This is a genomic window from Sulfitobacter aestuariivivens, from assembly GCF_014763045.1.
Taxonomy (GTDB): Bacteria; Pseudomonadota; Alphaproteobacteria; order Rhodobacterales; family Rhodobacteraceae; genus Sulfitobacter; species Sulfitobacter aestuariivivens.
On the sequence record NZ_JACTAG010000001.1, the window covers coordinates 407,536 to 421,104 of the forward strand.

A 13,569-nucleotide genomic window follows, 5' to 3' on the forward strand; every position below is an offset into this window, starting at 1 on the left:
AGCCATCCGCCCTTGCACTGCCGGGCCACTCGGCCTAACGCTTGGGCGCATGAAAATACTCTTTCTCGGCGATGTCATGGGCCGTGCGGGGCGCCGTGCGATCACCGAAAACCTCGCAACACTGCGCAGCGACTGGAAGCTCGACTTCATCGTCGTGAATGGTGAAAATGCCAGCGCTGGTATGGGCCTGACCGGTGCACACGCCAAGACATTGCTGGACGCAGGCGCCGATTGCCTGACTCTGGGGGACCACGCCTTTGACCAAAAGGACATGCTCAGCTTCATCGAACAGGAACCGCGCATCATCCGGCCTCTGAACTTTTCCAAAAACGCTCCGGGCAGGGGGGCTCGACTATTTACCGCGCAAAACGGCAAGAAGGTGCTGGTCACTCAGGCACTGGGACAAGTGTTCATGAAGCGCCCCTTTGATGATCCATTTTCAGCCCTCGATCCGGTGCTCAAAGCCCACCCTTTAGGGGGAATGGCCCAGGCGGTGATCGTTGACATGCATTGCGAAGCCACGTCCGAGAAGATGGCCATGGGCCACTGGTGCGATGGTCGTGCCAGTCTTGTTGTGGGCACACATACCCACGTTCCCACAAGCGACGCCATGATCCTGCCCGGCGGAACGGCCTACCTTACCGACGCGGGCATGTGTGGTGATTACATTTCGGTCATCGGCATGGAAAAGACAGAGCCGATGCGCCGTTTCATCACCGGCATGCCAAAGGAACGCTTTACCCCTGCCAACGGCGAGGCGACGGTGTCAGGCGTTTATATTGAAACCGACGATCGCACCGGTCGGGCGACGCGCGTTGTCCCCGTCCGGCAGGGCGGTGTCTTGCAGAGCGCCGCACCTTGAGCGGACGCGATGTCCTTTTCTACACCGGCATCCTTGTCCTGATGGGCGCAGGCTGGGGCATGACCCAGCCGCTGACCAAGATCGCCGTCAGCACCGGTTACGGCCACTACGGACTGGTTTTCTGGCAACTGGTGCTGGGGGCGACCCTGATGGCGGCAATTTGCGGGATCAGGCGATTGGCCGTTCCCTTTACCGCGCCGGCACTTCGCCTCTATCTGGTGATCGCCCTGACCGGCACCGTCTTTCCCAACACATTATCCTATCAGGCAGCGGTCCACCTCCCGGCAGGCATCATGTCTTTGTTGCTCAGTGTGATCCCCATGTTCGCCTTTGCCATTGCGTTGCTGATGGGCAATGACCGCTTTGCCCTGCGCCGCCTGATCGGGCTTATCGTGGGGCTGATCGGCGTTCTTATGATCATCGCCCCTTCCGTCGATCTGGGGCAGCCCATCCCGGTGTTCTGGGCCGTGATCTATCTGATCACCGCACTGTTTTATGCCTTCGAAGGCAACTACGTGGCCAAGTTCGGCACGCAGGGGCTGGGACCGTTCCAAGTGATGCTGGGGTCTTCGCTGGTGGGCCTGGCAGTGATCACACCCTTCATGATTGGCGCCGGCCACTACATCCATCCTGTCTGGCCCCTGCCACAGGCCCAGCAGGCGCTGGTGGGCGCCTCAGTCGTGCATGTTCTGGTCTATGCCACATACGTCTGGCTGGTCGGCCGCGCTGGCGCTGTCTTTACCGCGCAAGTGAGCTATCTGGTCACAGGCTTTGGTCTCCTGTGGGCCTGGCTACTCCTGAGCGAAGCCTATGCTGCCAGTCTCTGGCTGGCACTTGGGGCGATGTTCGTGGGAATGTATCTGGTGCAGCCAACACGGTCCAAGACGTCCACAGCGACGGCATGACCGCTTGCCGCAGCCCGGGACCTGAGACAGAATTGACCTATCCCGCCCGAAAAGGTGCACCATGCTTGACTACCTCGATCTGACCGATACGACCCGCGCGCTGGTGACCCTGGGCGTGGTGGCGGTGATGTTTGCGCTCTTTGTACGCGAAAGCTACCCGACCGAGGTCGTCGCCCTGATGGGGGCGGCGCTGATGCTGGTGCTGGGCGTGCTGCCCTATGCGGACGCGCAGGCCGTGCTCAGCAATTCGGCCCCCTGGACCATCGCCGCGATGTTCATCGTGATGGGGGCGCTGGTGCGCACAGGCGCGCTGGATGTGCTTACACGTCTGGCCGAACGCTATGCGCGCACCAATCCGCGCTTGGCCGTGGTCGGCGTGATCCTGTCGGTGATGGGCGCAAGTGCCATTATGAACAACACACCGGTGGTCGTGGTGATGATCCCGGTTGTCGTGCAACTCAGCAAGACATTGGGAACAAAGGCTTCCAAGCTGTTGATCCCGCTCAGCTATGCCGCGATTATGGGCGGCTCGCTGACACTGCTGGGGACCTCGACCAACCTGCTGGTGGATGGCGTGGCGCGCACGCAGGGCCTCGCACCTTTCGGTATTTTTGAAATCCTGCCCGTCGGGCTTGTGGTCTGTGCCTGGGGGCTGACTTACATGGCGCTTTTTGCACCCAAACTCTTGCCCGAACGCGACAGCATGGCCGGAATGCTGGGTGGCACAGGCAGCAAGAAAAAATTCTTCACCGAAACCGCCATTCCCGAAGGATCGAACCTGATCGGCGAACGGGCATCAGAGGTGCCGCTTTTCACGCGCGACGGTGTGCGGCTGGTAGACGTGGTGCGCGGCGACAGATCCCTGCGCCGTGCCCTAAAAGAGGTCGAGCTGAAACAGGGCGATCGCGTCATCCTGCGGACTGACATGGCGGAACTTCTGGGCCTGCAAAGCAGCAAGGACCTGCGCCCGGTCGATCAATTGTCATCGGTGGAAACCACCACCGTCGAGGTCCTGATCACCCCCGCCTGCCGCATGGTCGGGCGCACACTGGGCGAGTTGCGCCTGCGCCGCCGATACGGTGTTTACGCACTGGCCGCGCACCGCCGCAACCAGAACATCAGCGGCCAGCTTGACGAACTCACGGTCAAGGTCGGCGATACGCTGCTGCTCGAAGGTGCGGCCGAAGACATCCAGCGCCTGGCAGCAGAGATGGACCTTGGCAATGTCAGCCACCCCTCGGACCGCGCCTACCGCCGCAGTCACGCCCCCATCGCGATCATCGCCCTGCTGGGCATCGTCACGCTTGCCGCCTTCAATGTCGCGCCCATTCTGATGTTGGCCGTGATTGCCGTGGCCCTTGTGCTGGTCACCGGCTGCATCGACGCGGAAGAGGCGTTCTCGTTTGTCGATGGCCGCCTGCTGGCCCTGATCTTTTCCATGCTCGCGGTCGGCGCCGCCTTGCAGGATTCCGGTGCCGTGGCTCTGATCGTTGACAGCATCTCGCCCACGCTGGGTACGATGCCACCCACCGTCGTGATCTTCTGTGTGTTCCTGCTGACGACGATCTTCACTGAAATCGTTTCAAACAACGCCGTTGCGGTGATCATGACGCCCATCGCCATCAGCCTTGCCGCAGCCCTTGGCATGGATGCACGGCCCTTGGTGGTCGCCGTGATGATCGCTGCGTCCTGTGCCTTTGCCACGCCCATTGGCTACCAAACCAACACGCTTGTCTATGGCCCCGGCGGGTACAAATTCACCGACTTCATGAAAATCGGCATCCCTCTCAACCTTAGCATGTCCCTGCTGGCCTCAGCCACAATTCCGTTCTTCTTCTAGGCCCGGCACCGCAAAGGCACCAATCCCTTCATCTTTCCGATTAAACTCATCCAACCGTGGTTCCGCACGGTTTGCGCTGATCAGGCCAGACCAATTCTACCGACTGCGAAACCACGCAACAAAGGGCAGGGCCACAAAGTACATCGTGATCCCATAGATCGCCGAAGGCAGCGCCATGGGTGAAAACCCCTCGGGCTGGCCTGTGATCAAAGCTGCCAGCGTGATCCCCAGGGTGGCATTCTGAATGCCCGTCTCGACAGAGATCGTCTTGCGCGCCTGCCACGCCAGCCCGGCAAGAGCGGCCAGCACGAAACCGATGATCATCAGGCCTGCATTCAGGGTGATCAGGGCAGGACCCAGCAAGGGCAGGTTTTCGACGAAGGTCGACCAGTTCCCGGCCAGCGCTGCAATGACGATAACGACAAACAAGACCGTGGCGAGGGTGGACAACACCGGCTCGACCCGATCCGCAAAAACAGGCGCTAAATGCCGAATGGCCACGCCGATAAGGACTGGCAGCGTGGTGATCAGGAACATCGCAATCGCCAATGAGGTCACGGAAACATCCGGTGCCGCATCCCCCATGAACCTACTCACCGCCCAGGCGGCAAGCACCGGCACCGTCAGGATGCTGAGCAGGGAAATCACCGCCGTCAGGGATACGGACAGGGCCACATCCCCCCGCGATAGCTTGGATATCATGTTTGACGTCACACCTCCGGGGCAAAAGCTGATCAGCATAAAGCCCACCGCCAGTTCACCCGGCAATCCAAACAGCGTCACAACCAGCAAGGCCGCCAGCGGCACCAGTACGACCTGACTGACTGCACCCACCGCAAAGGCACGCGGGTATCGCGCAACGCGTGCGAAATCGGCCCACGTCAGGCCGATGCCCAGGCTCAGCATGATAATTGCCAGCGACAGCGGCAGCACGACGTTGATCAGAAAATCCATGAATCCCCCCGACTTTCAGGCACGCTAGTGGGGAAGGGCGCGCTAGTGCAAGCCTTTCGGCAGCACCCGCCCGATGATACCCACCAGATAAGCCGTGCTGACACCAAAGATCAGCATCCCGTTCACGGACGCAAACGCCCCGAACAGCCGCAGATCTTCGCCCAGCACCAGATCGCCGTAGCCCAGCGTGGTGTAGTTCGACAGCGAGAAGTAAAGCGCCGGTTCCAGCCCCCGCATCGCCTCCAGCCACAGATAGGACACCGCCCAAAGCCAGACCTGAATCACATGACCCGTCAGCACGATCACAAAGGCAAATCCGATGACCCTGGCCGCCCGCCGTCTGCTGAACCGCGCCCGCTGTGCCTCGGCGATCTTGTTGAGATAGGGCAGCGAAAAAATGATCAGGCCCAGATGGATCGCAGAACACAACGCCAGAATGATCGATCCGTAGGCGATTTGCTCCCAAAGCCCCATCAGAGCGGCCAGAAAACCAGAATGGCCGGGATCGAAACCGCCACCACGATAATCTCAAGCGGCAGACCCATCCGCCAGTAATCCCCGAACTTGTAACCCCCCGGGCCAAGGATCAGCGTGTTGTTTTTGTGCCCGATCGGGGTAAGAAACGCGCTTGATGCCGCGACGGCCACAGCCATCAAAAAGGGATCCGGGTTCACATTCATCGTCTGCGCCATCTGAATGCCCACAGGAGCGGCGACTATGGTCGTGGCCGTGTTGTTCAGCACATCCGACAGCGTCATTGTCACCACCATAAGCACTGTCAGCACGATCCACGGGGCCATCCCCTCGGTCAGCCCGACAAGCGCCCCGGCGATCAGTTCCGTCCCCCCCGAGGTCTCCAGCGCCGCCCCCAGCGGGATCATTGACCCCAGCAGGACCACCACAGGCCATTCGATGTGGGTATAGAGCTCTGACAGGGGAACGATCTTGGCCAGCACATAGGCCACGACTACGATTCCCAGTGCGATGGGCAGATAGATCAGTCCAACGGAGGCGGCCACAACAGCCGCGCCAAACAGACCAATGGCAAGCCAGACCTTCGAGTTCTCCGTCACCGCCAGACCCCGATCCGCAAGCGGGAGTACGCCAAGCCAATCCGTCACATGGCTGGCCGTGTCGCGCGGCACCAGCAACAATAGAATATCGCCTGCTTTCAATGGGGTCGTGCGCAGATGTGAGGTGATCTTGCGGCCCTGCCGCGAGATGCCCAGCAACACCGTACGCTGACGCCATGCCAGCCCGACTGTTTGCGCTGTGCGCCCATCCAGACGCGAACCATCCGGGATGACAACTTCAATAATCTCAACGCCTTCGCCGCTGGCCTTGAGTTTCTCTTCGCGGTCGCTGTCTGATAGGGCCAGATCCAGGGTCGAGCGGAATTCATCCAGCGCATCCGGTGCCGCCTCCAGCACCAGCGCATCGCCCGCCTGCAGCGTCACGTTGCGCGCCGTCCCATACCGTCGCTTGCCGTCACGGATCAGCCCAAGGATCGCCACATCGGACTTCTCCGCCGCCTCGGTGAGTTCCGACAACCGTTTGCCAATGTGCTTACTATTTTCGGGCACCGTCAGCTCGGCAATATATTGCGAGATATCTTCGGTACTTATCACCGCATCTTCACGCGCCGGAATCAAACGCCAGCCAACCAACGCCACAAATGCCAGACCCGCAATGGCCGCCACGCCGCCCACAGGCGCGAAATCAAACATGCGAAACGGCTCACCCAGCGATTCCTGCCGGATCGAGGCGATGATGATGTTGGGCGGCGTTCCGATCAGCGTCACCATGCCCCCCAGAATCGTCGCGAACGACAGCGGCATCAGGCTCAGCCCCGGTTGACGTCCTGCCTTGCGTGCCGTTTGGATATCCACCGGCATCAGCAATGCCAGCGCCGCGACATTGTTCATGAAGGCCGACAGAATGCCGCCCACGGCCCCCATCAATGTGATATGCGCCCCAAGCGAACGGGATGCATCCACCAGCGTGCGCGTGATCAGCAACACCGCCCCCGATCGTACCAGACCGGCTGAGACCACCAGCACCAGCGCCACCACCAGCGTGGCTGGGTGACCAAATCCGTCAAAGGCGTTCTTGCTGTCGACCACGCCCAGCAACACCCCCGCCATAAGGGCCGAAAAGGCGACGATGTCATAGCGGAACCGCCCCCACAGCAACAACCCAAAGACCGCCGCAAAGAGAGAGAAAAGGATAATCTGATCAGTCGTCACAAGGCCTGCTCCGCTTTTTGCCAGAGGTTAGGCCGGGCGGAGGGCAATGTCATGCCCTCCGTTTCGTCACGCGGTCAGAGGAATTCCGCCTCGTCCTCGCGCGGGGCGGCAGCCACGGCGACTGCATCCCCCAGCGACAGGCTGCGATCAAACAGGGCACGACTGACCAGCGCGCCCGCCACGTGCGGCACGTATTTCAGCCGCGCCACGTCATCCAGCCCGCGAATGGTGCCGCGCGCGATGACGGGCGCCTCGGCCTCTGCCGCCAGTTGCGTGACCAGCGCAAGCGAGGCATCGCTGTCTTCAATGTCCGCGTCAATGTCCGTCACGATCACAGCCGCCAGCGGATCGCCATTGAAATGGCGGATAAAGGTATCGGGCTCGAACGCCGATTGCTGTTGCCAGCCGCCCGCCATGACCTTGCCCTGATAGACGTCCACCGCCAGGGCAATCCGGTCGGGCCACTGGGCGGCGGCCTGTTTGACAAGTTCAGGCTGATGCACGGCGGCAGAGCTAAGAACGATGCGGTCAGCCCCGGCATCAATCCAGTGACGGATGGCGTCCATGCTGTGCAGGCCGCCACCGAACTGTACCGGTAGCCCAGCGTTCTTGATGATGTCGGTGATCAACGCGCGATTGGTGTCAGGGCGTCCTGCCACCGCGTCAAAGTCGGTCAGATGCAGGCGCTCTGCACCGGCTTCGGTCCAGGCCTTTGCACGCTTTATCGGATCCACATGCCAGATCTGCGGCTCATCCAGGCGACCCCGGTTCAGGCTGACGCAGCGACCGTTTTGAATTTCAATGGCAGGAATGACGAACATGGGCGGTGTCCTTTTGGCTGAAATGCCCACCTGCTATTGCAGATTCGCCGCGCCCCCGGAGGTAGAAAAACGGCATTTCAGGACGCCATGGGGTCAACACGCGGGATTGCGCCTGCCCGCAGCCCTGTCTTATAGAGGCTCCCGCAGTCATCGCGCAGGAGACCACCATGGCAGGCCATTCCAAATGGGCAAATATCCAGCACCGCAAAGGGCGGCAGGACAAGATCCGCGCCAAGATATTCTCCAAGCTCAGCAAGGAAATCACCATCGCTGCCAAGATGGGCGACCCGGACCCGGACAAGAACCCGCGCCTGCGGCTCGCCGTCAAGGAAGCCAAGGGGCAGTCCATGCCCAAGGACAACATAGAACGCGCCATCAACAAGGCTACAGGCGGCGACAGCGAGGATTACGAGGAAATCCGCTACGAGGGATATGGCCCCAACGGGGTCGCGGTGATTGTCGAAGCGATGACCGACAACCGCAACCGCACCGCGTCAACCGTGCGCTCAACCTTTACCAAGAATGGCGGCAATCTGGGCGAAACGGGCAGCGTCGGTTTCATGTTCGAACGCAAGGGTGAGGTCACCTATCCGGCAGAGGTTGGCGATGCCGATACGGTCATGATGGCCGCGATCGAGGCCGGGGCAGAAGACGTCGAAAGCTCTGAGGATGGCCATACCATCTGGTCCGCCGATACGGACCTGAACGAGGTGTCCACCGCGCTTGAAGCTGAACTGGGCGAATCTGAGCACACCCGCCTCACTTGGCGCCCGACCACCACGACAGAAATGGATCTGGAAAGCATGCAAAAGCTGATGCGCCTGATCGAAGCTCTGGAAGACGACGACGACGTCCAGCGCGTCACCGCCAATTTCGAGGCCTCGGACGAGGTAATGGAACAGCTTTGATTGACCGTGATCGAAAGCCTGTCCCGGCTTTCATAAGGCGCCTATAGAAAAGGCCCCCTGCGATCATCGCAGGCGGCCTTTAACAAAAAAAACAGCGCCCAGTTCAGGCCGATGGGCGCACCCGCCAGATCCAGCCGAAACCACGACGCAGTTCCTGCGTCTCTTCAGGGGCCTTCTGCTGAGAGAAACGCGCCAACACCCGCTTGACCTCATTCAGACGTCGCCGTGCGCCGCTGCCGCCCGCGCTTGCCTGAACGGTCAGAATCTTCGCTTGCGTTTCCAATGCCGCCTCAATCACGGTGAATTCCTCAGCCGTCATTTCTATCTTTTGCTGGCGGTCAAACATCTCCGGCTCCTTAAACTTTCCTACATCAAATAGGGTCGATGCATGGGTTACGCCAGAACCTCGGGATTGGATCACTGACAATTGTACGTGCCGTGAATGCCGCAAACCTATTTTTGCGATTTTTTCCTTGGGCGCATCGCGAATAAAACATTTATAATACAATGAATTACAGTGTATTGTGCAAGCACTTGTTGACCAAGGTAACCTCGCGGAATAAACGGGCCAACTTTTCGAAAAAATCGACGTGATTGCCACCAATCCGCATCTCGCGGCCAATCGGCCTTGCCCTTGCCCGTCCCTTGGCACAGGGTCTGCGCATGACCACAGCGCTCCCTCATCGCCCCCTCACGGGTATCTTCTGGATGCTTGTGACGGGGCTGTGCTTTGTCGCCGTAACAGCGCTGGTCAAATATATGGGACCGCGTCTGCCGGCGGCTGAATCGGCCTTTCTGCGCTATGCCATCGGGCTGGTGTTTTTCCTGCCAGCGCTGCGTGCGTTTGAACTTTCAAGCGTCACACGCCGCCAGTTCACAATGTGCGGTCTGCGCGGGGCCCTGCATGCGGTAGGGGTCAGCTTGTGGTTTTTTGCCATGACCCGCATCACCATAGCTGAAGTCACGGCGATGAACTATCTCGCGCCCATCTATGTCAGCATCGGTGCGGCGATATTTCTGGGCGAGAAACTGGCCCTGCGTCGCATCGTGGCGGTTATCCTGGGCTTGCTGGGCGCCGTGATCATCCTGCGCCCCGGTTTCCGAGAGGTCAGTCCGGGCCATATTGCCATGCTGATCGCGGCAGTGGTCTTTGCCGGGTCCTACCTGCTGGCCAAGTTGCTCGCGGATGAGATGAAGCCGGGCGTGGTTGTGCTGATGCTGTCGATTTTTGTGACCATTGGTCTTGCCCCCATCGCACTGCCCGTCTGGATCATGCCGACAATGCGCGAGATCCTGATCCTCACCGCCGTGGCCGTCTTTGCCACCGCAGGTCACTACACCATGACGCTTGCCCTTGCGGCGGCCCCCGTCACCGTGACGCAGCCCATCACCTTTCTGCAATTGATCTGGGCCACGCTTCTGGGCACGGTCGTATTCCTTGAGCCGGTGGACATCTGGGTCATCATCGGTGGCCTTGTGATTCTGGGGTCCGTGACCTTCATCACCTGGCGCGAGGCCACGCTCAAACGTCAGATCACCCCCATCTCCAACGCCACAAAACTCTGACATATCAGCACCTTCGCCCCCGAATTCTTTATTGATTGACGGATCAATAAAGAAACCCCTAGGATGCTCCATCCAAAGGGGGGAGCCTGCACAACCATGCCCAAACTCGGAATGGAACCGATCCGCCGCTCGGCGTTGGTGCAGGCCACGATTGCCGAAATCGGCGAAGCGCATTCGCTCGACGTTACTGTCGGTCAGATCGCAAAACGGGCAGGCATGTCGACCGCCCTGGCGCACCATTACTTCGGCGGCAAGGATCAGATTTTCCTGGCGGCCATGCGCCACATCCTGAACGAATACGGTGCCGAAGTGCGCGCCCGCCTGTCCGAGGCGCGCAGCCCCCGTGACAGGGCCGCCGCGATCATCATCGCAAGTTTCGACGAAACCTGCTTTGCCCCCGCCACGATCAACGCCTGGATGACGCTTTATGCTGCGGCCCCCAACAACGCAGATACCAAGCGCCTGCTGGTTCTTTATCAGAACCGGCTGCGCTCAAACCTGACCCATGCCTTGCGCGGCATTAGTGCCAGTCCAGCCGTTGACGCCGAAACGCTCGCGGCACTGATCGACGGCCTCTACCTGCGCGCAGCACTGAGCGAAAAGGCATCTGCCAACGCCGCACGCGTCTCTGCGCTCTCCACGCTTGATCTGCTGCTGAAAGACCCTGCATGACCTCCCCCAACATCCTGATCTTGATGGTCGACCAGCTGAATGGCACCTTGTTCCCCGACGGTCCGGCTGAATGGCTGCACACGCCGAACCTGCGCAAGCTGGCGCAACACTCCACCCGGTTTCGCAACGCCTACACCGCGTCGCCCCTGTGCGCGCCGGGCCGGGCCGCGTTCATGTCCGGGCAACTCCCGTCCGCCACCGGCGTCTATGACAACGCCGCCGAATTCCCCTCGGCGGTGCCCACGTATGCGCATCATTTGCGCCGCGCAGGCTATCACACCTGCCTGTCGGGCAAGATGCATTTTGTCGGCCCCGACCAACTCCACGGGTTCGAGGAACGCCTGACCACAGATATCTACCCGGCTGATTTCGGCTGGACCCCGGACTACCGCAAACCGGGCGAACGCATCGACTGGTGGTATCACAACATGGGCTCCGTCACGGGCGCTGGTGTGGCTGAGATTTCCAACCAGATGGAATATGACGACGAGGTTGCCTACAATGCGACCCGCAAGCTTTACGACCTGTCACGCGGACAGGACGACAGGCCGTGGTGCCTGACGGTCAGCTTCACACACCCGCATGATCCTTATGTTGCGCGCAAGAAATATTGGGACATCTACGCCGATTGCGATCATCTGCAACCGCGCGTACCGGCCATGGACTACGACGATCACGACCCCCATTCCCAGCGCATCTTTGACGCCAACGACTGGCGCAACTTCGACATCACGGATGCCGACATCCACCGTTCGCGCCGCGCCTATTTCGCCAATATCAGCTATCTCGACGACAAGATCGGAGAGATCCTGCAAACCCTTGAAGATACCCGGCAGGAAGCGATCATTGTCTTTGTCTCTGACCACGGTGACATGCTGGGTGAACGGGGGCTTTGGTTCAAGATGTCCTTCCTCGAAGGTTCGTCCCGCGTGCCCCTGATGATCAGCGCCCCGAACATGGAGCCGGGTCTGCACACCACACCCGTCAGCACCATCGATGTGTGCCCGACGCTGTGCGATCTTGCAGGTGTCAGCATGTCCGACGTGATGGAATGGACCACCGGCACCTCGCTTGTCTCTATGGGGCAGGGGGTGGAACGCACCGCACCCGTCGCCATGGAATACGCAGCAGAGGCATCCTACAGCCCGCTGGTGTCGCTGCGCTATGGAAAATGGAAATACAACCGATGCCTTCTGGACCCGGATCAGCTTTTTGATCTTGAAGCCGACCCAGACGAGTTGAAGAACCTCGCCGAAGTCCCTGAACATGCTGGTACCTTAAAACAGCTGCAGGCCAAGTCCGAAGCCCGTTGGGATCTGACATCCTTTGACGCGGACGTGCGCAAATCACAGGCCGCGCGCTGGGTTGTCTACGAGGCGCTGCGCGAGGGGGGCTATTACCCGTGGGACTACCAGCCGCTGCGCGATGCCTCTCAACAGTACATGCGCAACCACATGGATCTCAACGTGCTGGAAGAAAGCAAACGCTTCCCAAGGGGCGAATAACCAATCATCGTAGCCGCGAGGGTGCCGCCACACGATGCGAACAATATGCACTCAAAACAACAAACGAGGGACAAAATGCTAACGTCAATTATTTCATTCGGGGTCATCATGGCATTCGTGCTGGTGATCTTCTGCGTGATCAAATGGTGGGATTTGCCGCTGACGGGTGTGACGCCCGTGCCGCTATTCACCTTTATCGCGATCCTGTTCACGTCCGGCCTTGATGTGGGACTGATCATGTTCCCCTTGGCCTTTGACTATCCGCTTTATGCCGATACGGCCACGGAACCGGCTTATGCCTTTACCAACCCGCTGGCGCTTGAGTTCGGGTTCTGGGGCTTCCTGATCTGGGCGTTCTACTTCCTGACCACATTCTATTTCTGCGCCATCGAACCGCGCGTGCGGTTCTTTGAAATCCCTTTCGTAAAGGTGCTGAATAACATCGTCATCATCACGACATGTGCCTTCACCGGCGCATTGTTCCTGATCTACATGCCATACTACATCGCCGAAGTGGGCGACGGTGAAACGATCCTGCCGGTCTTCTACCTGATCTGCTTCCTGGTCATTCTGGTCGCGGCGTTCAGCTCCACGGATCTTAAGTTCGTGAAGGTCCTGTCGGTCAGCTCAACCGTGCTGTTCTTCTTGCTGATTGCCTATATGTGGGCCAACGCGGGCATGGGACTGGGCGAATTCGCCTCCACTGCAGGCAACATCGGCGGCTATTTTGCCAATATCCACAAGTTCATTGTCCCATTGACGGAATACCACGAATTCTACCTTTTCTGGTGGTTCGCCTGGTCGATCATGATCGGCCAGTTCGTCAGCCGCTTTGTTGGTGGCCTCAAGACATGGCAACTGCTGGCAGCCCTGCTCATCTTCCCGTCCATCCCGCTCGCGATGTGGTTCTCGGTACTTTACTATTACCACCTCAATGGCATTGGCACGGCAGGTTTCCCGAACTGGGCCATGACGATCGTGGGCATCGTGTTTGTGATCAACTCGTTTGACTCGCTCATTCGCCTTTACACCGACAACCTGAACCTGACGCCAGCGCGTTTTGGAACGGTGGTTTATGTGCTGGGCAATGCGATTGGACTGTTTGTCCTGACGCTGCTCTTTCAGTCGCAGTGGCTACAGATCCAGTGGGTCGGCACAGTGGTGATCGTGATCTATCTGCTGGCACTTGCCTACATCTTCTTCATGAAGCGCGACAAGCTGTCAAAGCTCGATGGTCAGCCGATCCCGGCTGAATAACACCTTGAAAAACGGCCCCGCCCGATGCGTCGG

13 protein-coding genes are annotated in these 13,569 nt (G+C 59.7%); 8 read left to right on the forward strand and 5 right to left on the reverse strand.

The genetic code is table 11. The features are described 5' to 3' along the window. The first annotated feature begins 49 nt into the window (after positions 1 to 49). The 3 genes from H9Q16_RS01930 to H9Q16_RS01940 all read left to right on the forward strand — a co-directional run bounded on the left by H9Q16_RS01930 (position 50) and on the right by H9Q16_RS01940 (position 3,607). On the forward strand, positions 50 to 862 hold the full coding sequence (locus H9Q16_RS01930; protein WP_191073686.1) for a TIGR00282 family metallophosphoesterase: 813 nt from the start codon (positions 50 to 52) through the stop codon (positions 860 to 862). Beyond that, positions 859 to 1,767, forward strand: a complete 909-nt coding sequence (locus H9Q16_RS01935; protein ID WP_191073687.1) for a DMT family transporter — start codon at positions 859 to 861, stop codon at positions 1,765 to 1,767. Before H9Q16_RS01930 ends, H9Q16_RS01935 begins: the two co-directional genes overlap by 4 nt. A gap of 61 nt (positions 1,768 to 1,828) precedes the next feature. Beyond that, a complete protein-coding gene (locus H9Q16_RS01940) occupies positions 1,829 to 3,607 on the forward strand; it encodes an SLC13 family permease (protein WP_191073688.1) in 1,779 nt (592 codons plus the stop codon). A 96-nt stretch (positions 3,608 to 3,703) separates the two neighbouring features. On the opposite strand, the gene H9Q16_RS01945 is transcribed toward H9Q16_RS01940, so the two are convergent. From H9Q16_RS01945 to H9Q16_RS01960, 4 genes are all read right to left on the reverse strand, one after another. Continuing rightward, positions 3,704 to 4,561 (reverse strand): bile acid:sodium symporter family protein, encoded by an 858-nt coding sequence (locus H9Q16_RS01945; RefSeq protein WP_191073689.1) that lies wholly within the window; start codon positions 4,559 to 4,561, stop codon positions 3,704 to 3,706. Positions 4,562 to 4,603: 42 nt separating this feature from the next. Next, complete coding sequence (locus H9Q16_RS01950; RefSeq protein WP_191073690.1) at positions 4,604 to 5,035, reverse strand: ion channel; 432 nt, start codon at positions 5,033 to 5,035, stop codon at positions 4,604 to 4,606. Continuing rightward, the gene (locus H9Q16_RS01955) at positions 5,035 to 6,807 is read right to left on the reverse strand and encodes an SLC13 family permease (protein WP_191073691.1); all 1,773 of its coding nucleotides are present in this window, start codon (positions 6,805 to 6,807) and stop codon (positions 5,035 to 5,037) included. Before H9Q16_RS01955 ends, H9Q16_RS01950 begins: the two co-directional genes overlap by 1 nt. 74 nt (positions 6,808 to 6,881) lie before the next feature. After that, complete coding sequence (locus H9Q16_RS01960; RefSeq protein WP_191073692.1) at positions 6,882 to 7,628, reverse strand: 1-(5-phosphoribosyl)-5-[(5-phosphoribosylamino)methylideneamino]imidazole-4-carboxamide isomerase; 747 nt, start codon at positions 7,626 to 7,628, stop codon at positions 6,882 to 6,884. Between the two features lie 167 nt (positions 7,629 to 7,795). Here H9Q16_RS01960 and H9Q16_RS01965 point away from each other — a divergent pair, with 167 nt between their 5' ends. After that, positions 7,796 to 8,536 carry a YebC/PmpR family DNA-binding transcriptional regulator gene (locus tag H9Q16_RS01965; RefSeq protein ID WP_191073693.1) on the forward strand — a complete coding sequence of 247 codons (741 nt, stop codon included), beginning with the start codon at positions 7,796 to 7,798 and terminating at the stop codon, positions 8,534 to 8,536. 103 nt (positions 8,537 to 8,639) lie between these two features. On the opposite strand, the gene H9Q16_RS01970 is transcribed toward H9Q16_RS01965, so the two are convergent. Beyond that, positions 8,640 to 8,882 carry a hypothetical protein gene (locus H9Q16_RS01970; RefSeq protein WP_191073694.1) on the reverse strand — a complete coding sequence of 81 codons (243 nt, stop codon included), beginning with the start codon at positions 8,880 to 8,882 and terminating at the stop codon, positions 8,640 to 8,642. 317 nt (positions 8,883 to 9,199) lie between these two features. On the opposite strand from H9Q16_RS01970, the gene H9Q16_RS01975 reads away from it, so the two are divergent. The 4 genes from H9Q16_RS01975 (at position 9,200) to H9Q16_RS01990 (ending at position 13,536) form a co-directional block, all read left to right on the forward strand. Then, positions 9,200 to 10,102: a DMT family transporter gene (locus tag H9Q16_RS01975; RefSeq protein ID WP_191073695.1), complete on the forward strand. Its 903-nt coding sequence runs from the start codon at positions 9,200 to 9,202 to the stop codon at positions 10,100 to 10,102. Between the two features lie 96 nt (positions 10,103 to 10,198). Further along, positions 10,199 to 10,774: a choline-binding transcriptional repressor BetI gene (gene betI / locus H9Q16_RS01980; RefSeq protein WP_191073696.1), complete on the forward strand. Its 576-nt coding sequence runs from the start codon at positions 10,199 to 10,201 to the stop codon at positions 10,772 to 10,774. After that, on the forward strand, positions 10,771 to 12,279 hold the full coding sequence (betC, locus tag H9Q16_RS01985; RefSeq protein WP_191073697.1) for a choline-sulfatase: 1,509 nt from the start codon (positions 10,771 to 10,773) through the stop codon (positions 12,277 to 12,279). The genes betI and betC overlap by 4 nt, the downstream gene beginning before the upstream one ends. Before the next feature lie 75 nt (positions 12,280 to 12,354). Continuing rightward, entirely contained in the window at positions 12,355 to 13,536 is a 1,182-nt protein-coding gene (locus tag H9Q16_RS01990) for a BCCT family transporter (RefSeq protein WP_191073698.1), read from the forward strand. Positions 13,537 to 13,569 lie beyond the last annotated feature (33 nt).

What these genes read in the sequence shown, in the direction of transcription:
- H9Q16_RS01940 (WP_191073688.1), top strand. Translation starts at nt 1,829, where the DNA reads ATGCTTGACTACCTCGATCTGACCGATACGACCCGCGCGCTGGTGACC.
- H9Q16_RS01970 (WP_191073694.1), bottom strand. Translation starts at nt 8,882, where the DNA reads ATGTTTGACCGCCAGCAAAAGATAGAAATGACGGCTGAGGAATTCACC.
- H9Q16_RS01965 (WP_191073693.1), top strand. Translation starts at nt 7,796, where the DNA reads ATGGCAGGCCATTCCAAATGGGCAAATATCCAGCACCGCAAAGGGCGG.
- H9Q16_RS01950 (WP_191073690.1), bottom strand. Translation starts at nt 5,035, where the DNA reads ATGGGGCTTTGGGAGCAAATCGCCTACGGATCGATCATTCTGGCGTTG.
- H9Q16_RS01975 (WP_191073695.1), top strand. Translation starts at nt 9,200, where the DNA reads ATGACCACAGCGCTCCCTCATCGCCCCCTCACGGGTATCTTCTGGATG.
- H9Q16_RS01930 (WP_191073686.1), top strand. Translation starts at nt 50, where the DNA reads ATGAAAATACTCTTTCTCGGCGATGTCATGGGCCGTGCGGGGCGCCGT.
- H9Q16_RS01945 (WP_191073689.1), bottom strand. Translation starts at nt 4,561, where the DNA reads ATGGATTTTCTGATCAACGTCGTGCTGCCGCTGTCGCTGGCAATTATC.
- betC (WP_191073697.1), top strand. Translation starts at nt 10,771, where the DNA reads ATGACCTCCCCCAACATCCTGATCTTGATGGTCGACCAGCTGAATGGC.
- betI (WP_191073696.1), top strand. Translation starts at nt 10,199, where the DNA reads ATGCCCAAACTCGGAATGGAACCGATCCGCCGCTCGGCGTTGGTGCAG.
- H9Q16_RS01960 (WP_191073692.1), bottom strand. Translation starts at nt 7,628, where the DNA reads ATGTTCGTCATTCCTGCCATTGAAATTCAAAACGGTCGCTGCGTCAGC.
- H9Q16_RS01990 (WP_191073698.1), top strand. Translation starts at nt 12,355, where the DNA reads ATGCTAACGTCAATTATTTCATTCGGGGTCATCATGGCATTCGTGCTG.